General features: G+C 54.0%; 18 protein-coding genes. 14 read left to right on the forward strand and 4 right to left on the reverse strand.

What is annotated here, in order from left to right:
• Positions 1-36 precede the first annotated feature (36 nt).
• The 5 genes from BN4575_RS10295 (at position 37) to BN4575_RS10315 (ending at position 6,208) form a co-directional block, all read left to right on the forward strand.
• Complete coding sequence (locus BN4575_RS10295) at positions 37-1,797, forward strand: polysaccharide deacetylase family protein (RefSeq protein WP_068978119.1); 1,761 nt, start codon at positions 37-39, stop codon at positions 1,795-1,797.
• Complete coding sequence (locus tag BN4575_RS10300; RefSeq protein WP_256028941.1) at positions 1,781-3,061, forward strand: O-antigen ligase family protein; 1,281 nt, start codon at positions 1,781-1,783, stop codon at positions 3,059-3,061. Before BN4575_RS10295 ends, BN4575_RS10300 begins: the two co-directional genes overlap by 17 nt.
• Positions 3,058-3,804, forward strand: coding sequence for a glycosyltransferase family 25 protein (locus tag BN4575_RS10305; protein ID WP_068978120.1), 747 nt, complete (start codon positions 3,058-3,060; stop codon positions 3,802-3,804). Before BN4575_RS10300 ends, BN4575_RS10305 begins: the two co-directional genes overlap by 4 nt.
• Before the next feature lie 12 nt (positions 3,805-3,816).
• Positions 3,817-4,905, forward strand: a complete 1,089-nt coding sequence (locus BN4575_RS10310; protein WP_068978121.1) for a glycosyltransferase family 4 protein — start codon at positions 3,817-3,819, stop codon at positions 4,903-4,905.
• Positions 4,906-5,008: 103 nt separating this feature from the next.
• The gene (locus tag BN4575_RS10315; RefSeq protein ID WP_083221025.1) at positions 5,009-6,208 is read left to right on the forward strand and encodes a 3-deoxy-D-manno-octulosonic acid transferase; all 1,200 of its coding nucleotides are present in this window, start codon (positions 5,009-5,011) and stop codon (positions 6,206-6,208) included.
• A 43-nt stretch (positions 6,209-6,251) separates the two neighbouring features.
• Here the strand turns inward: BN4575_RS10315 and BN4575_RS10320 are convergent, their stop codons facing one another.
• Positions 6,252-6,791: a hypothetical protein gene (locus BN4575_RS10320; protein ID WP_068978123.1), complete on the reverse strand. Its 540-nt coding sequence runs from the start codon at positions 6,789-6,791 to the stop codon at positions 6,252-6,254.
• Between the two features lie 298 nt (positions 6,792-7,089).
• Between BN4575_RS10320 and BN4575_RS10325 the strand changes: the two genes are divergently transcribed.
• From BN4575_RS10325 to BN4575_RS10355, 7 genes are all read left to right on the forward strand, one after another.
• Positions 7,090-7,806: a substrate-binding periplasmic protein gene (locus tag BN4575_RS10325; RefSeq protein WP_068978124.1), complete on the forward strand. Its 717-nt coding sequence runs from the start codon at positions 7,090-7,092 to the stop codon at positions 7,804-7,806.
• A 60-nt stretch (positions 7,807-7,866) separates the two neighbouring features.
• Positions 7,867-8,688: a helix-turn-helix transcriptional regulator gene (locus BN4575_RS10330; protein WP_068978125.1), complete on the forward strand. Its 822-nt coding sequence runs from the start codon at positions 7,867-7,869 to the stop codon at positions 8,686-8,688.
• A 40-nt stretch (positions 8,689-8,728) separates the two neighbouring features.
• Entirely contained in the window at positions 8,729-9,364 is a 636-nt protein-coding gene (locus BN4575_RS10335) for a LysE family translocator (RefSeq protein ID WP_068978126.1), read from the forward strand.
• Between the two features lie 57 nt (positions 9,365-9,421).
• The gene (locus BN4575_RS10340; protein ID WP_068978127.1) at positions 9,422-10,552 is read left to right on the forward strand and encodes an ABC transporter substrate-binding protein; all 1,131 of its coding nucleotides are present in this window, start codon (positions 9,422-9,424) and stop codon (positions 10,550-10,552) included.
• Between the two features lie 390 nt (positions 10,553-10,942).
• A complete protein-coding gene (locus BN4575_RS10345; protein WP_068978128.1) occupies positions 10,943-11,599 on the forward strand; it encodes a DUF3313 domain-containing protein in 657 nt (218 codons plus the stop codon).
• A gap of 279 nt (positions 11,600-11,878) precedes the next feature.
• A complete protein-coding gene (locus BN4575_RS10350) occupies positions 11,879-12,391 on the forward strand; it encodes a cupin domain-containing protein (RefSeq protein ID WP_068978129.1) in 513 nt (170 codons plus the stop codon).
• 27 nt (positions 12,392-12,418) lie between these two features.
• The gene (locus BN4575_RS10355) at positions 12,419-12,931 is read left to right on the forward strand and encodes a cupin domain-containing protein (protein WP_042056998.1); all 513 of its coding nucleotides are present in this window, start codon (positions 12,419-12,421) and stop codon (positions 12,929-12,931) included.
• A 98-nt stretch (positions 12,932-13,029) separates the two neighbouring features.
• On the opposite strand, the gene BN4575_RS10360 is transcribed toward BN4575_RS10355, so the two are convergent.
• Positions 13,030-13,530, reverse strand: a complete 501-nt coding sequence (locus BN4575_RS10360; RefSeq protein WP_068978130.1) for a DUF1993 domain-containing protein — start codon at positions 13,528-13,530, stop codon at positions 13,030-13,032.
• A 311-nt stretch (positions 13,531-13,841) separates the two neighbouring features.
• Between BN4575_RS10360 and ydfZ the strand changes: the two genes are divergently transcribed.
• Complete coding sequence (ydfZ, locus tag BN4575_RS10365) at positions 13,842-14,039, forward strand: putative selenium delivery protein YdfZ (RefSeq protein ID WP_042018422.1); 198 nt, start codon at positions 13,842-13,844, stop codon at positions 14,037-14,039.
• Between the two features lie 168 nt (positions 14,040-14,207).
• On the opposite strand, the gene BN4575_RS10370 is transcribed toward ydfZ, so the two are convergent.
• The gene (locus tag BN4575_RS10370; protein WP_068978131.1) at positions 14,208-15,551 is read right to left on the reverse strand and encodes an MATE family Na+-driven efflux transporter; all 1,344 of its coding nucleotides are present in this window, start codon (positions 15,549-15,551) and stop codon (positions 14,208-14,210) included.
• 359 nt (positions 15,552-15,910) lie between these two features.
• Between BN4575_RS10370 and BN4575_RS10375 the strand changes: the two genes are divergently transcribed.
• The gene (locus BN4575_RS10375; RefSeq protein ID WP_068978132.1) at positions 15,911-16,348 is read left to right on the forward strand and encodes a DUF2846 domain-containing protein; all 438 of its coding nucleotides are present in this window, start codon (positions 15,911-15,913) and stop codon (positions 16,346-16,348) included.
• 63 nt (positions 16,349-16,411) lie between these two features.
• Here BN4575_RS10375 and BN4575_RS10380 read toward each other — a convergent pair whose 3' ends face one another.
• Entirely contained in the window at positions 16,412-17,170 is a 759-nt protein-coding gene (locus tag BN4575_RS10380; protein ID WP_068978133.1) for a hypothetical protein, read from the reverse strand.
• Positions 17,171-17,172 lie beyond the last annotated feature (2 nt).

The raw sequence follows: 17,172 nt of genomic DNA on the forward strand, positions 1-17,172 counted from the left end.
TTGCCGTTCCTCTTTTCTCTACCGGGTAACCGCGCGATGAATATATTGATGGCACTCTCCCAGCTCGAGGTAACGGGCGCTGAGGTCTATGCCACCACGGTCGGTAACGAACTGACCCAGCGTGGTCACAACGTCTTTTATGTGTCAGATACCCTGACCAAGCCGACTCTTGGTCCCGTCTTCAAGCTTCGCTTCAACAAGCGCAGCATCCTGCGCCGCTTCTGGCACGTCTTTTACCTCATCTATCTTATCAAGAAGCACCATATCCAGTTGGTACATGCTCACTCTCGCGCTTCCGGCTGGAGCAGTTATGTGGCCTGCAAGCTGACTGGCACCCCGATGATCACGACTGTGCATGGTCGCCAGCCGGTGCACGCTTCGCGCAAAGCGTTCCATGCCCTCGGCTATCGGGCAGTTGCTGTTTGTGAAGATATTGCCCATCAGATTGTCGACAATCTGGGGGTTGATCCCGCCATCGTGCAGGTGCTGCGCAACGGTATCGAAACCGACAAATTCCAGCCTGTGCCAGCGCCGGAAAACCCCAAGCCGGTGATCGCCATCATTGGCCGTTTGAGCGGCCCCAAAGGTGAGCTCTGTTACCGTCTGCTCGATGAAGTGCTTGATCTTGATGCCTGTCGGGTGCGGATTGTCAGCGGTACCAAGGTGCCGGAGCGCTTTGCCCGTTTCGAAGGCCGTGCCGAGTTTGTTGGTTATATCGATGATGTGCCTGCTCTGCTGGCGGGTAGCGATCTGGTGATCGGCGCAGGTCGGGTTGCGATGGAAGCACTGCTCTGCGGTCGGCCGGCCTTTGCTATCGGTGAAGCCAAGGCCATCGGTCTGGTGACTGCACAGAATCTGGATGAGGCGTTGGCCAGCAACTTCGGTGATATTGGTCCCAAGGATCTGGCCATCGATTTCGCGGCACTGAAGGGAGAGATTGTATCCGCCTTGGCCAGCAAGACGGTGCCGGAAGTCATTCGCCAACGCATTCAGGATGAGTATGGCTTGCAGGGGGTCGTATCCAGCCTCGAAACCATCTATCAGGATGCCGTAGTAGAAACCCTGCGCCGCGAGATGCCGGTCATCATGTACCACCGCTTTATCGAGCAGGATAGCGAGAAAGGGGTGCATGGCACCTGGATGCCGATCGCCATGTTCGAGAAGCATCTGCGACTGATGAAGTGGCTCGGCTACGAAACCCTGACGTTCCGTGATCTGGCGGACACAGGCTTTATCCACCGTATGCAATACGGCAAGAAGTACCTGATGATCACCGCCGATGACGGTTATCAGGACAACCTGACTCGCATGCTGCCGTTGCTGGAAAAATATGGTTACAAAGCAGTGGTATACGTGGTCACCGGTGAAGGTTATAACCGTTGGGATGTGGAACATCCGACCAATCCGGATACCAAAGTTTCGCTAATGAGTGGTGATCAGGTCAAAGCGCTGGCCGCCAGCGGTCATGTGGAGATCGGTGGTCATACCCTGACCCATCCCCGCTTGAGTCAGCTCTCACTCGAGCAACAAGCCCATGAAATTCAGGAGAATAAACGCCAACTGGAGGCCCTGCTTGGCCATCCGCTGCTCTCGTTCGCCTACCCTTACGGAGATATGAACGAGAGTGCCAAGGAGCAGGCTATCGCCGCCGGGTATCGTTTTGCCGTCGCTACCAACAGTGGCCCCAAAGCGATGCACCAGGACCCTTTCCAGATCCGCCGGATCGCTATTTTCCCTCGCACAGATGTGTTCGGGTTGTGGCGTAAAATCCGTGGGAATTATGTTTTTAGAAAGTGAGAAAAGAAAAAGAATGATGGTCTTAGTGAATAAAGAGAGGTTTGTACCTCTTGTGGTGCAAACCTCGGCTTTTTTGTTTGGCGCGCTTGCTCTTGCTGTTCCAAGTGGATACTCATATGGCCCGGCGTTGCTGGCAATAGTGAGTCTTTTTGTCTTTTGGCGTAAAGAGTACCTCTCTGCTATGGAGAAAGAACATAAAATAATTGCATCATTGCTTTTATCATATTTCGTTCTTTTTGTAATATCTGTTATTGTCGATGGTAGTTCATTTAGCCAATTAGATAGACCAAGTCGGGCATTAATGGCTGCTCTAGTGATCCCTACACTTGCTAAACATAAAGTCAAGTTGGAAGTTTTGCTTTGTGGGTTCGCTTGTGGTGCGTTAATAGCAGCCGGTATCGCAATTTACGATAAATTTTATCTCGGATATGAGCGAGCATTCGAGTTTTATTCAATGCCTATACAGTCCGGAAATATTAGCATGTCACTTGGCCTTTTTTGTCTATGTGGCTATTTTTGGTATCGAGCTAAAAACGCTAAGTATTTTTCTTATCTTTATATGCTAGGTGCAATTTCTGGTTTTACTGGGAGCTTCTTATCTGGGGCCAGAGGTGGTTGGGTGTTGCTTCCAGTCGTGATTATTTCGATATTAATGCTGTATAGGAAAATTATTACAAATAATGAAAAAAAGGGATTGCTGTTTTTGTTTGCAATTGTTATAGCGATGGTGCTTACACCTCAAACCGGTATGTTGAAAAGATTTGATGCTGCGAAAACTGATATAGAACAGTACATCGATGGTACTAACTTGGATACATCGCTTGGCATTCGTTTTCAATTGTGGGGAAGCGCTTGGGATTCATTTAAGGAGAGGCCATTTTTCGGGTGGGGACAAGATGGTTTGAGGGAGTCACAAAAGCAGCAGTTACAAAAAAATGAAATTACAAATTTTATATATAACTTCAATTATCATGCCCATAACCAATATCTTGAGGAAATGGCAAAAAGAGGGGTTATGGGACTCTTCGTTTTGTTGGCAATGTTGTCATTACCAGTGGTGTTGGTTAAGTCAAAAATGTCATGTATGAGAGAGCAATCAGCTGCTTATGGGGCTAGTGTGATTGTGATTGTGACATGTCTGACAACGGCTGACTATCATATTAGTCAATCATATTTTGCACATAACTCGGGGATAACGTTCTTTATCTTCTCCATGGTTTTCGGATTTTCAGCAACATTTAAGGATGCTGAGGTATTATTATGAAAGTATATGTTATTAATCTTGAACGTTCGATTGAGCGTAAGATTAGAATGTCCGACTTGTTAAGTTCTGCTGGTATCGAGCATGAGTTTTTCCCCGCTATTGATGGACGTATTGCAAAAATTGAAGGTTATAATTCTCCAAGGAGAATTAAAGAAAAAGGTCATCCTCTTACTCTTGGAGAGCAGGCCTGTTTTTTAAGCCACAGAGCGTTATGGCTTAAATGTATAGACTTAAATATACCTATCGTTGTGATTGAAGACGATGTAGATTTGGTGGAAGAATTTTATTATTTTGTTGAGTATGCATCCATCAACTTTTCTGATTATAAGTATGTTAGGTTGGGACGTGCTCCGATTAAAAATACGTTTATCTTGCCTAAAATATCAACTCTTGATGGAATCAAGGATGATGCAAAGCTAGTAAAATACAATCGAGGTCCTAGTGGTGCGTATGGATATATAATTTATCCTGAAGCAGCAAAAAGATTTGTTGATTCATCCGTTAGTTTCTGGATGCCAGTAGATGACTACATGGACTGTGAGTATATTCATGGTGTATACAATGTCGGTATAGAACCACCGATTGTTCGATATACTGACATCCAGTCTGAAATTGGATTTTCGAATAGACAGCAAAAAGGAAAACGGACGCTTACATCAAGAATTAGAAAGGAGTGGTTCCGGTATAAGATATTTATTCTGCAGTTTATATTTAACATTAAGTTTTATTTGACTCGTTTGTAAGGCTATATCCATATGAAAGTAAGCGTCATATATCCATATCTTAAAAAATCTGGCGGTATGGAAACTTATATTGTAAATATCTTACAAAAACTTGTAGAGTTTAATCTAAAAGTTGAACTTGTATCAATCAAGGGGCGTGTAGATAGAACTCTGGTTCCTGATGGTGTAAATGTTATTGAGTTTCCCGTTTTCACGCCGTTCAAAATGCTAAACGAGAAAATATTTAATTTATTCGTAGGTAAATTTATTGATAGAAAAGGTGTGATTTTCAACTGTAGCAGAAGTATTGTGCGTAATGCTGAACTGGCTATTTCAGCGGGAACGCATAAAGGGAATAAGTTAGCCCTCGGTAAAAAAATATATAAGCCAGAAGATATACTTACAATTTACGAAGAGGGGATGGCTTACAAGTTAGCTAAAATTGTCATTGCTCACTCTGAAATAGTAAAAAAAGAAATAATAGATTTATTTGATTTACCAAGCGAGAAAATAAAGGTTGTTTATCCACCGACTGACGATAATTTATTCTCAACTCATCATAAAAATTCTCGTGTTGATGTCAGAAGTAAGCAACGTGAAAAGTATGGTATTTCTGAGGATGATGTGTTGTTATTATTTCCTTCTAGCAATCATAAAAGGAAAGGTATTGATCTAATTTTACAATCATTAGAGAGCAAATCTATTCCAGACTCAGTGAAATTAGTTATTGCTGGAAATAAAAAAATAGAACATCCTCGGGTTATTAACCTTGGTTTTGTTGATGATATGCCATCCTTGTATTCTATGGTCGATGCCACTATTTTAGCATCGTCATATGAGCCATTCGGATTGGTAGTTACTGAGTCAATTATGTGTGGCACTCCCGTGATTATGTCTAAGGTCGTTGGTGCAACAGAAGTTGTAAAAAAAGAATTCGCATATCTCTTTGATCTTAACACTGAGAGTCTCACAAATGAAATTAACCGCTTTTTGGCGGAACGCGACAAATTAGATCTATCTGATGCCGATTCTTTTTATACATATAATGATGTAAAAGAGCACTGTGTGGAGTTACTCTATCTTGCCGGTGTTGATATTAATGGAGAAGGTAATGGGGGGTGAGGCTAAAATAAAGTCAAACGCATATTTTATTCTGTGGTTTTGTGGATTAATAATTTCAATATTTTACTTCACTAATCAAATTATTTATGGCGATCAGACCCAGATGCTCTACAAGGGTTACCTTGGCGCTTATGAGGGGGTCTGGCTCAGCTATGGCAATGCGGCGAGTGCGGTGGGCAATGTGCCGGGCAGCTTGTCGGCTTGGCTGATCGGTGGGCCGCTGCTGCTGTGGGACTCTCCCTATGCACCCATGCTGTTGCTGCTGGCGATGCGGTTGGTCGGTTTCCTGCTGTTTGATGCGGTGATCCGGCAGGTGTTTGATGACAGAGCGCGGCTGCTGTTTCTGGTGCTTTGTTGGCTCAACCCCTGGTTTCAGTACGAAAGTCTGCTCTACAACCCCTCTTATCTGTTCCTCTTCTCCGCCATGCACTGCTGGTCGGCCTGGCATATGCGCGAGCGGGCCTCCTTCTGGCACATGATCGTGCACCTGCTGGCCATCGGCATGGCGATGCAGTTGCACTACTCCTGGCCGCTGCTGGCGGTGATGTCTACTTATCTCTTCTGGCGCCGCATTCTCAAGGTGAGCTGGAGCGGGGTGGTGGTGGCTGCCCTGTTGATCGGTGCCTCTCTTATCCCTTACGTACTGGAGGCTATGAGTAACACCGCGATCACTCAGCAAGGCGATCCCGAGGCGCGTCAGCGCTATATCGGCTGGGGGCTGGTGCATGTCTATCCGGTGCTGAAATCAGTGCTCTATTGGCTGCGCTACGGCTCCTGGCTGTTTGCCAGCAAGCTGGTCAATGACACCCAGTTCATCTGGCTGGCGGGGCACGAATACCTGCAGATGGCGGCAGTCTGGCTGTGGCGGGTGGTGATCTACGGGGTAGGCTCGGCGACTGTGCTGCTGGCGGCAAAGGCCAACTGGCAGCTGTGGCGTGAACTCAAGCCGCGTCTGCTACGCAGCGACCGCGCGCCTGTGGATGGCGAGAGCTGGCTCGGTCTCTATGCGTTGGCGGCGGTGCTGGCGGTGCTGGTGAGTGCGGCGCTCTCGCCCATCATCTTCAACTACTGGCACCTGATGCTGATCTTCCCCTACGCCCTGTTCCCAATCCTGCTGTTACTGGTGCGTTGGAGCCGTCGTTATCCGCAGTGGGTTGGCAAGGGGCTGCTGGCGGCAACCCTGTTCTGCACCGCGGTGAACCTGATCGCGGCGTGCGACAGCACCAAGTTCTCCTATCAGGCGGACTACAAAACCCAGGTGCTGGAGTATCTGCAAGAGATGAAGCTGCAACCCAAGCAGTGAGTCATCCAAGGCCAGCTCCCCTATCTCGGGGGGCTGGCTATCACTATTCGAAACGGTCCATATGGGCAAAGTTTTTGGCTTCGGCAACCCAACCCTCACGCCCTTGCTTGTCCCGAATTTTTACCCACCACTGGTTTTGCGGTGACCGGCCGTATCTGATCTCTTTGCGCGCATAGTCATAATCGAGAATGTAGGTTTTGCCCTTGTACCAGAACAGGCTATTGCCTTCGCCCAGTCCGCCGAGGATATAAAGCGTTTCCCCTGCCTTCATATTCAACAGTGGCCCTTTTCCCTCCTCGTTGTAGCCCAGCTTGACCGATCTGAGTATCTCGATGATCCCCGGTTGTTCGGTAATGACGACCCCGGTCAGTCCTTCCACCTGCTGGCCGCGGGGTAGCCGGAACAGTGCTTTGGCCGTCAGGGATGGTTCGGCTCTGACGATCACCTCTTGCTTGGTGGTCCACGACTGATAGGTACAACCTTCAAACGGGCAGCGACCCCAGTCGTAATAGGGCAGGCGCGGCTTTTCATCAGAACTTACGGTCGCAGCAAACAACGACAACAACAGCAAAAACAGTCTCATGAATCTACCTGTCCGGCAGGGCGCTCATCCGCCGGTTTAATGAATGGGGCCGCACTATATCTCAAGAGACCAAAATCCATCAAAGCAGCGGAAGTATTGATTTTCACTTCAATAAAACGGGGCCCATTGGTCATGGGAGTCGGGGGCGGAAGAGGTCAAAGCGCGGCGGGAGCGGATAGCCCGCTCATTTGCCTTGTGCCATGCTGATGGCTATCAGGGCATCGGGTCGGCACCTATGGGCATCTCTCGTTCGGGCACGCGTTTGGTATTACTGCTATCGGCACTTCTTCTCCCTCTTATGACCATCAGCCAGGCCGTGGCGATCAACGCGCCACTGCGGGGATGTGTCTTCCAGCTGGCGCCGCTGGTTACCATCGATCAGCAGGGCAAGGTCTCCGGGCCGGTGATCGACTACTTTCGCCGTCATATCGAACCCGTAATCGGGCGCACCATCGAGTGGCAGGGGCTCAATGTGGCGCGGCTGCTTAGCAACCTCGAGAGCGGCGAGTGCGATCTGACCCCGCTGCTGAGCTACAGTCCCGAGCGTGCTCGTCACTTTCGCTATATCGACCCCCACCTGTTGCTGCTGCGGCCGGTGCTGGTGGTACTGGTGCCATCGCGGCTTCACTCGGTCGAACGGCAAGAAGATCTCTACGGCACCACCATCGGCTGGTCGAGTCAGGCGATCGTGCCGCCGCTGTTGCAGCATCCGCAGATCCATATCGACACCCTCTCCCAGCTCAGCTGGGAGCATGGCAACATGCAGAAGTTGCTGCGTGGGCGCATCGATGCCGCGCTCTTCTCCAACGATATTTCCGCCAACCATTTTCGTGCCAAGCTCCCTGCGGCGACCCGCCTCATCTACCTGCCGGTCACCCCGCTGCAGGTGCATATCGTGCTGAACAAGTCGCTGGGGGATGGCAATCCCGAACTGGTGCAGCGTATGCGTCAGATGGTGGAGCGGGTGCCGCTCGCCTCGCTGGTGGAGTCGACCCCGCGGCTGTGGGGGCGTTGAGAGGGGGTTGCGTGCAATAATCTACAAGCCCAAGGCCCGCTGCTGGTGTATCTATAAGCCATGAATACCACCGATTCCCTCATCCGCTACTGGCAATCCCCGCACCTGTCGGGGGTCGAGCTGTCGCACTCCCACCACAGGGCGTTCAGCTACGGTCGCCATGTCCATCTCGACTACCATATCGGGCTGGTACAGCGGGGTGGCCAGAAGTTTATCCACAAGGGGAACAGTCACCATCTGGTGCGCGGGGTGCTCTCTACCGTCAACCCGGATGAGGTGCACGATGGCCTCAGCCTGCTGCCGGAAGGGTATGAGGTGCGGGTCTTCGCCATCGATCCGCAGCAGCTGGCTCTCTGGCTGCCGGAGCAGCCGGAACCCTTCTTCGACAAGGGATTGCAGAGCCGCCCCGACCTCTATCAGGGCTTTGCCCAACTACACGGCTATCTCGATAACCCCCATGCCGATGGCCTGCTGATCGAGAGCCAGCTGCTCGCCCTGCTGGGGGAGCTGCTGCATCTGGCCCCCGAAGTGCACCAGCTGGCGGATCCCCAGCTGCGATTCCTGCGCGACTACCTGATGGCCGCTCTCGATGAGCCCCACTCGCTGGAGGAGCTGGCGGGCTTGCTCGGGCTCGACCGTTTCGCCTTTTTGCGCCAGTTCAAGAAACGCAGCGGCATGACCCCCTACGCTTGGCTGAAACGGCTGCGGCTGGAGCAGGGCAAGCGGCTGCTGGCGAGCGGGATGGCGGTGAGCGAAGTAGCGCTGGAGGTCGGCTTCTTCGATCAGAGTCACTTCCACCACGGCTTTCGCCAGGCATTCGGTCTGACGCCCGCCGAATTTCGTGCCCAGATGCAATTTTTTACAAGCCGCGCCCCCCGCTGATCCGCCATGCTGGTTCTCCGTCGTTAAAACGAGAGTTGTTATGCTGACCAGTCTGTTCGTTACCCTCGGCCTGATGCACCTGATTGCACTGGCCAGCCCCGGCCCCGATTTCGCCCTGATCCTGCGCACCAGCCTGCACCGTCCGACCGCCCTTGGCGCGGCGCTGGGCATCTCGCTGGCGATCATGGTGCACGCCACCCTGAGCCTGACCGGGATCAGCATGCTGATCGCCAGCCACCCGCTGCTGTTTATGGTGATCAAGTGCTGCGGCGCCCTCTATCTGGGCTGGTTGGGGTGGGGCGCCTTGATGGCGGCTCGCCAACAGAGCAGCACCGTGATGGCCAGCGCCGCCAATGAGCTGCACGGCTGGGGCAGGGGTGTGCGCACTGGCCTCGCCACCAACCTGCTCAATCCCAAGGCGCTGGTGTTCTTTATTGGACTGCTGGCGGCCATGGTGACGCCAGAGGTGGATGGGGTGACCCGCAGCCTGCTGGTGGGCGAGCTCTTCATCATCTCCCTCTGCTGGTTCGGGCTGCTGGCGTGGAGCCTCTCTACCGATCGCGCCCAGCGCCTGTTGCTGCGGGTGCAGCGACCACTCAATCTGGTGACCGGCGTGCTGTTTGCGGTGGTCAGCCTCTCCATTCTGGCGAGCATGGGCGCCGAGCTGGTGGCCTGACGAGTCGGCGCATGGGCCTATACTCCAACAAGGTTTACCTGTCAGGAGTACCCGGCCATGCGTCTACTGCCTCTTTGCTGGTTGTTGGGGATGACCCCGGCGCTGGCGGCCCCGGTTCAGCTCAAGTTGCTGGAGTGGGGCTATCTGCCAGCGGGTTATGAACAACAGTTTGCCGACTACGCCAAAGCCCATGGGGTGGAGGCGACGGTCAGCCGGATCGAGCCGCTGCTGACTGATTTCGACAGCGTCTACCGCTCCCTGCGCACCCGCAGCGCCGATGTGGTGCTGCCGACCAGCTACTTCTACAAGGCCCATCACCAGCCGCTGTTCAAGCTGCTGCTCCCCATCGATTTCAGTCGCCTGCAGCACTACGCCGAGGTGAAGCCCGCCCTCAAGAACACCGAGTATGACAAGCAGGGGGAGCGCAACTACTCGGTGCCCTTCTCCTACGCCATGTTCAGCCTCGCCTACGACAGCAAGCAGGTGCCGCAAGCGCCCACCAGTTGGCAGGTGCTCGCCAACAGCTCGCCGCCGGGTCAGTTTGCCGAGTTCTGCGACCAGTTCGAGCCGCTGCTCTTTTCGGTGCTGCTCTCGCTGGGCAAGTCGCCCGCCCTGTTTGCCAGCGGCGAGATGCTGGCCGACAAGACCTTGCAGCAAGAGGTGGAGCAGCAACTCTCGCAGCGGCTGCGAGCCAGTCGCGGCTTCTGGTTCAATCAGACCAACCGCTGCGAGGATCTGCGCCAGCAGACCTTTGCCACCACCTGGGGGCTGGAGCTGGTGGAGTGCAACAAGCAGAACGAGCAGCAGTGGCGGATCGCCATGGTGCAGGAGGGGGCCATCTATGCCCTCGATGCGATCTCCATCGCCCGCCATGCCGGGGATGATCCCGCTCGGCTCAAGGCCGCCTACCTGCTGGTGGATTTTCTGCTGAGCGCGCCGCTGCAACGCCAGATGCTGGTGGGTACGCCCACTATTTCGGCCAGCAATATTGCCTCCCGGCCGCCCCTCAGCCCGCAGGAGCAGGCGGTGCTGCCGGATCGCCCGCTGCCGGAGTTTGACGAGCGGCTGCTGGTGCCCGCGCTGCCCGCCCATATCAAGAATCGCTACAAACGGATGGTGCAGCAGGCGATCGTCGCCAGCGACAAAGAGGGGCTGGTCAAGCAGTGTCCCTGGGATCTCGATAACTGATGAATGAGCCTGCCGCTTCTCCGGCGGCAGGCCTATTTACGCAAGGTGGCTGATGATCGGTCATCGCGCGTTTCAGGGCATTCCCCCGGTCAATTCACGCCGCTCGCTGGCCTGCATCGTTTGAAAAAACTGTGTGCTTCCCGCAGTCCCATTGAGCCGGATTAAACAATCGAACCCTCGCCAGATTGCCGTCCATTCCCTGGCTGACCCTGTATAAAAGCACCGCAATTGTGACAACTTGGATGTGAGCTGAACAATCCTGATCTGTCCCTTGTGGGAAGGTGATGAATAGGTTATTTCTCTGTGACATTGGCGGCATCCGGCACGGGTTCTCCAGCCATGTGGTGCGAAATCCACAGCAAAAACAAACAGTAAAATGCAGGAGCAAATATGAAAAAGGTCGTGATGGTTGCCGTGGCTGCAGCCCTTCTGGGTGGCTGCGCCGTCAAGAATCAGGTATCCCACAGCTTGCAGGCGATCCCGCTGACAGCCTTCCAGCAGAGCGAGAGCAACCCCAATCAGCGTGTCTACAAGGAGCCGGGTGTTGACCTGCGCCAATACAATGAGGTGCTGCTTGATCCGCTGCAGTTTATTCGTCAGGAGAACGGTCAGTGGTATCTGCTGACCGCCAATGAACAGAACCAGATTGGCCGCTATTACCACGACAAGTTTCAGAGCGAGCTGATTAAGCAGGGCGTCAAGATCGCCACCGCCCCCGGCCCGAAAGTGATGCGGATCCAGGCAGCCGTCACCAACTTCGACCTGACCCGTCCCGACCCCAAGCTGCGTGACCTGCTGCCGGCCAAGATCGCCATCAACGTCACCCGCGAAGTGATCGGCAAGGAGCCTTACCTGCTCAAGGTGGGCAGCATGGCCCAGCTGCTCGACTCCCGGAGCGGCAAGCTGCTGGTACGGGTGATGGATGCCCGCGAAAGTCCGGATACCACCCACAAGGATTCGCCCATCACCGCCGAGGAGATGGAGAAGATGATCGACCAGTGGGCGGCCAATCGTGCCAAACAGCTAGCGGACAATATCGGAAAATAAGAGCGGTAAATAAGAGTGGAAAATAACAGCGGCAAACAGGTGCCGACAAGATCGAGAGAGGGAGCCAGCGGCTCCCTCTTTGTTGTCTGCATTTTTGCCTGCGCAACTGCTGGTCGCATGGCCGCTCAGCCCTTGCCGAATGGGGAATTGACCCGCAGCCGAGTCCGCCGTCTCGCCGTCAGCGGGGAAACCGGCCGCCGATTTCTGCTTTTCTCCCCCGCATTCTGGCAGTTAGGATGACCCCTCCCGTGACCGCATCCTCATAGAAAAGGAATCACTATGAATCGTCACCCCAACATCAAACACTGGCGCGAGCTGCAAGAACCGGAGCCGGAATCATACCCCGGCAGCGAGGAGCGGATGTCCCTCGGCAGCGCGCTGGGCAGGCACTTCGGTTTTAGCCGCATCGGCATTCACCACGAGCTGGTGGAGCCCGGCCACCGCACCAGCTGGCCTCACGCCGAAGAAACCGAAGACGAGTTCGTCCACGTACTGGAAGGGACGCCGGATGTCTGGCTCGATGGCGTGCTCTATCGGCTGCAACCGGGGGATTCGGTGGGCTTCAAGGCCGGTGACGGGCTGGCCCACACCTTTATCAACAACACGGATGAACCGGTCCGGTTGCTCTGCGTGGGGGATAGGGATCGCGCCGACAACCGCATCCACTATGCCCTGCACCCCGAATACAACCGCCAGATCGGCAAGCGCCATTGGGGCGATGTGCCCCGGCGCGACATGGGCGATCACGATGGTCTGCCCGACCGACTGCGCGATAGCAACGGCCCGTTCTGAGCACCCCTCACAGCATAAGGAATCATGATGACCCGCCACCCCTGCATCAAACACTGGAGCGAGCTGCAAGAGCAGACGCCGCGCTACTACTCCGGCAGTCAGGAGCCCCTTTCTCGCGGCTGCGCCCTCGGCAAGCACTTCGGCTTTAGCCGCATCGGCATCCACCACGAGATCGTCGAACCCGGCCACCGCACCAGCTGGCCCCACGCCGAAAAGACCGAGGACGAGTTCGTTCACGTGCTGGAAGGGACGCCGGATGTCTGGCTCGATGGCGTGCTCTATCGGCTGCAACCGGGTGACTCGGTGGGCTTCAAGGCCGGTGACGGGCTGGCCCACGCCTTTATCAACAACACCGAAGAGACTGTTCGGCTGCTCTGCATCGGTGATACCGATCGGGAGGACAACCGCATCCACTACGCCGTGCACCCCGAGCGCAATATCACCCTCGGCAAGCTGCACTGGGACGACGTTCCCGAGCGCGAGCTGGGGGATCACGACGGCCTGCCCGACAAGCTGCGCGAGAGCAACGGCCCCTTCTAGGGCGCAGCCTTTCTGCGCACCAGCACTGCACCACCCGATATAAAAAAGCCTGCCGCGTGGCAGGCTTTTGCTATCTGTTCGCCCCGAGTGGGCGGCGCTTATTGCAGGTTGAGCCCGCCCAGATAGTCGCGCTTGCCGAGATCGACCCCCGCCTGACGCAGCAGGGCATAGGTCATGGTGAGGTGGAAGTAGAAGTTGGGGATGCCGTACTCATGGACGCAGGTATGACCATCCATCCCCTTGCCGCCCGCCCAGTGGGGCACGTAGCGGGCGCTGGCATACTGGCTGTAGTCCGCCTCCAGCTTGCTTTGCAGATAGGTGATGGTCTTGCCGATATGGGCGCGCAGATCCGCCATGGTCTTGGGGTCATCCCCCAGCACCGGCAGCTCGCTGTGGCTGGCGGTGGCGACCACGGATCGGGCCGAATCGCAGCAGATCAGCACCTGCTTGCTAAGGGGCAGCATATCGACGATCAGCCGCTCGCCGAAGAAGTTCTCCACGTTGAACTGCTTCGCCGCAGCGTGGGCTTCGGCCTTGGCCAGACAGTAGTCGAGGTTGGTCAGCATCTTGATAAACTGGGCGGTAATGTCGCGATTCATAAGCACTCTCCATCTTGTTGAAACAACGGCCTGCTTGCGCGGCCACAGTGAATGAGACTGGCTAATCGGCCACCAATATACCCCATCCCCTGTCAGGTTCGAGCCCGTCACGACGAAAAGGGCAGGGGAGGCGTACTGCGCGCGACAACTGCTGGCCAACCGGCCATGCTCGCTTTTTGAACCTGCGAGTCCCTTATCGCCCCTTTGTTGATCTGTGACATAAATCACCTTTTTTCAGGGGCGTAGGCTGAATGCCGTTGTCCTGGACACACGCCTGCGCATCCGCCAGGACCCTAGAAAAGGAGAATGAAATGAAGATCTATGACCGTAACCGCAATGTGCTGAACCTGGGTCAGCGCGTGATGATTGCCGCCACTGGCGCAGTCGATTTTCTGAAAGAGGCCCACACCGACCACATGACCCCCTATCAGGCGGAGCATGAGAAGTGCGTGCTGCTGGCCAACACTCAAGAGCGTTACGCGCCCATCGAGTTGATTAGACTAGGCTGATCCCTTTACCTGTCACCCTACTCTTTACAATTCACCCGGCCGCCGCGCCCCATCTGGCGGCCGGGTTTCTGATTTCCCCCTATCTGTTTTGCCCACTCTTCTAACGCATCGCTTCAAGCCGGTTTGAGTCGTCTGGGAGATGCCGTCTGCTTTAGCAACATACATGGCCTAGACTGCGTGATTTTCTTGTCGGAGGTGCCGGTTGTAGAGCCATCCGGTCACCAGCGTGTCCACCGCAATACCGCACCCAAAGAGAATCGCTATGCCATCGAGTGATGGTGTCAACCAGCCTTGCAGGTAGCACACATAGGCGGTGCCATAGACGGTGACGTTGGTGATAATAGATTGAATGGCCAAATAACGGGTTTGTCCCCGGCCATACAGGACGCTATCCATGCAGGTGTTGAACATGAACAGCATGTAAAACGGCAGCGAAAGCAGGATCAGGTGAAGATGCTGGGTGAGCGCTGTGTTGAGGATGTTTCTGATGAACCATTCATAACCCGGTGAGAGGAGAATCCATGCAATTGCAATGAGGACGCAGGTGGTGAAGTAGCCAAGCATTTTGTCCCAATGCGGGAGCTTGTCTCCTTGTGACACATCTTGCTTGATGAGGTCTGCCATCGGTAAAAACGGAAGCAGCAACCATCCCCATATAAAGCTGTTGGCAACCCAGAATGTCCCTTGTTCTTCGACAACATTGACCATTCTGATGATGAAAATAAGGAAGAAAGCATTCCGTATCAATGAGTCCACGCCGCTCCATTTGCCAACTCGGAACCATTCCCGTATCCATCCGAAGTTGGCTTGGACATGCAAGTCAGCAGAGGTGAGCCGGTATCTCTGCCGGACCACTACGAGTGCATAAACGAGGGTGCAGATGCTTGCCACTATGTTGCTGTACGCGATGCCGTTGACCCCTAGCCGCAAGCTAAATTCCAGCTGGCTGAGCAGGAGTGTATCAAGGGTGACACTGACCAGAATCTGGATGGCAAGAACGGTATATATGACACGGCGCCAGTCTTGCAGGACGAAAAATATGGTCAGGAATCGAACTGCATTGAAGAGAGTCGTGGCAATCATTTCGAGACGGATATAGTCAACGGTGGCCGCAACTTGTTCCGGACTTTGAGCCATAGCTTGCACCAGTGGCATGGCGAAGAGTGCAATGAGACCCGTAAAGAGGGAGTAGATCCCGACGGTGACAATGAGGCCTGTTTTGAGCTTGTTCAGTGTGGCGTCACGCTCATGGAGTGTTTTTCCCAAGAGATAGAACAACGGCAGAATGAGCGCTTCCTGCACCACTTCCAGCCCCAGATTGACCCAAGCAAGCTGGCTTGCAATGTTGACTCCCCACTCTGTAGGGAGATCGCCAAGGTAGTAGATCCGCGTGGTGGTATAGATGGTCGGCAAAGCGGCTGTGATCAAAAGCGCCAAGTAGAGAGGCCAATTGATCCTGCTTAGAGATGCGTGGGTTCTTATCGCCAGTCGGCTGGCGTGGGTGTGATTCATAAATCCAGTAGGCACTGATAATCCTTGGCGATGTCGTCGATGTGAAGATATTGCTCTGCTTACAGAGAGGTGCTGGGGCGAATATCGAAACATATTCGGATGATCGCGTCATTAAAAACCAGTCCAACCCGCCGGATGGATACGGCTGAAAGACAAGATAAATCAATGTGTTCTGCTTTTGCTTCCTGTCAGGTTTGAGGGTAGTGGTCGATTTGGCGAAAGGGATGCAGTGGCAGGAAGAGGCAGCCAAATGCTGAAAAATTGAGCCGAGTCACACCCTTTGCGATTTGAGCGATTGTCAGCCAGCAAAGCCTCATGCGAACCTTTACACCCCGTTACCCCACTAAAAAATAACGACTATGTTCAGGCAAATAATGATGAGTGCCGCCCTGTTGTCGGCGGCGCTGCTCTCCGGTTGTGCTTCCGTACCCATGGCCGATGCCACCGCTGATGCGCAGGCCAAGCAGTTTGTGGCGCCCAAGGATGTGGCCAATCTCTATATCTATCGCAACGAGACCTTCGGCACGGCTGTCAAAATGCCGGTGCTGGTGGATGGCGTAGCGGTCGGCGATACCGTGGCCCACAGCTATATCCTCAAGCAGGTGACGCCGGGCAGCCACACCATCACCTCCAAGTCGGAGAACGATGCCACCCTGGCCCTCAGTACCGAGGCGGGTAAAAACTATTACGTCTGGCAGGAGGTCAAGATGGGCCTGCTGATGGCCCGCTCCAAGCTGAGTCAGGTCAGTGAAGAGGAGGGCAAGGAAGGGGTGATGGAGAGCAAGTTGGTTAAGTGACCAGATATCTTCACCTAAAAATGCAGCGTAGCCTCGCGGGCTACGCTGTTGTCAAAGTGGTGGTTACCTATGGTCGCTGCAAAGGAGTTCAATTGCTTGGCAGAGATCGGTTCGAAATTTGTTAAACGTCGGCATATCCAGCCGATCCAGCTCAATCGCCTCTACTATCGGCCAGAGATCGCCACGATGATAATCTGGGTTCTCGAGCAACCGACCAAGGACTCGTTTAGGCGCTCGTTCTGGTGAACGATCATTGCCTGATAGCTGGGACTCAAGCAGTTCACAATACTGATAGGCATCAGGTTTACACGAGCAGATCAGCCAAGCCTCTGAGGTCGGCTGAGGCACCATAGCCACGCCTCGCCCAGAAAAACCTGCGGCGCGAAAGCCTTCATTGACTGCTTGTACTAGATCTTGGGGATGATGTTGTTCGCTCTGCGTGCCATCGGTATCGTGAAAATAGATAGCCAGTTCTGCTTGGGTTGGCGTTCCTATCTGCTGAGCTAATTCACCAAGAACAGCCGCTCGCTTGCTGTGAATTAGGTAGCCCGTTTTGGTATTTTTACTGGGAAGTTTAATTCGACTCATTTTTGTTTTTTGCGCCATGTACGCTTTGGCGACCAATACCGAGGGTATCGTGTGCTCTTGGTTGTCATTAAACTGATCGCCATTCCAATCTGGCAGATGACGCAATAGCAAGCGGTGAGCCAAGCGCAATATGGGTCCGACCTCAAGGTCATCTCCCAGCGCATAGGGTTGAGCATTGCGACTACGACCCAGATCGGTTGAACCTTCGCCAAACACCAATAAAGTTTGCAGCATGG

Source organism: Aeromonas sp. EERV15 (genome assembly GCF_900079845.1).
GTDB lineage: Bacteria > Pseudomonadota > Gammaproteobacteria > Enterobacterales > Aeromonadaceae > Aeromonas > Aeromonas sobria.

Bases quoted from the DNA above. Each gene is read 5' to 3' on its own strand.
- BN4575_RS10310 (WP_068978121.1), top strand. From the start codon at position 3,817: ATGAAAGTAAGCGTCATATATCCATATCTTAAAAAATCTGGCGGTATG.
- BN4575_RS10340 (WP_068978127.1), top strand. From the start codon at position 9,422: ATGCGTCTACTGCCTCTTTGCTGGTTGTTGGGGATGACCCCGGCGCTG.
- BN4575_RS10355 (WP_042056998.1), top strand. From the start codon at position 12,419: ATGACCCGCCACCCCTGCATCAAACACTGGAGCGAGCTGCAAGAGCAG.
- BN4575_RS10375 (WP_068978132.1), top strand. From the start codon at position 15,911: ATGTTCAGGCAAATAATGATGAGTGCCGCCCTGTTGTCGGCGGCGCTG.
- BN4575_RS10305 (WP_068978120.1), top strand. From the start codon at position 3,058: ATGAAAGTATATGTTATTAATCTTGAACGTTCGATTGAGCGTAAGATT.
- BN4575_RS10330 (WP_068978125.1), top strand. From the start codon at position 7,867: ATGAATACCACCGATTCCCTCATCCGCTACTGGCAATCCCCGCACCTG.
- ydfZ (WP_042018422.1), top strand. From the start codon at position 13,842: ATGAAGATCTATGACCGTAACCGCAATGTGCTGAACCTGGGTCAGCGC.
- BN4575_RS10320 (WP_068978123.1), bottom strand. From the start codon at position 6,791: ATGAGACTGTTTTTGCTGTTGTTGTCGTTGTTTGCTGCGACCGTAAGT.
- BN4575_RS10350 (WP_068978129.1), top strand. From the start codon at position 11,879: ATGAATCGTCACCCCAACATCAAACACTGGCGCGAGCTGCAAGAACCG.
- BN4575_RS10360 (WP_068978130.1), bottom strand. From the start codon at position 13,530: ATGAATCGCGACATTACCGCCCAGTTTATCAAGATGCTGACCAACCTC.
- BN4575_RS10345 (WP_068978128.1), top strand. From the start codon at position 10,943: ATGAAAAAGGTCGTGATGGTTGCCGTGGCTGCAGCCCTTCTGGGTGGC.
- BN4575_RS10315 (WP_083221025.1), top strand. From the start codon at position 5,009: ATGCTCTACAAGGGTTACCTTGGCGCTTATGAGGGGGTCTGGCTCAGC.
- BN4575_RS10295 (WP_068978119.1), top strand. From the start codon at position 37: ATGAATATATTGATGGCACTCTCCCAGCTCGAGGTAACGGGCGCTGAG.
- BN4575_RS10325 (WP_068978124.1), top strand. From the start codon at position 7,090: ATGACCATCAGCCAGGCCGTGGCGATCAACGCGCCACTGCGGGGATGT.
- BN4575_RS10370 (WP_068978131.1), bottom strand. From the start codon at position 15,551: ATGAATCACACCCACGCCAGCCGACTGGCGATAAGAACCCACGCATCT.
- BN4575_RS10380 (WP_068978133.1), bottom strand. From the start codon at position 17,170: ATGCTGCAAACTTTATTGGTGTTTGGCGAAGGTTCAACCGATCTGGGT.
- BN4575_RS10335 (WP_068978126.1), top strand. From the start codon at position 8,729: ATGCTGACCAGTCTGTTCGTTACCCTCGGCCTGATGCACCTGATTGCA.
- BN4575_RS10300 (WP_256028941.1), top strand. From the start codon at position 1,781: ATGTTTTTAGAAAGTGAGAAAAGAAAAAGAATGATGGTCTTAGTGAAT.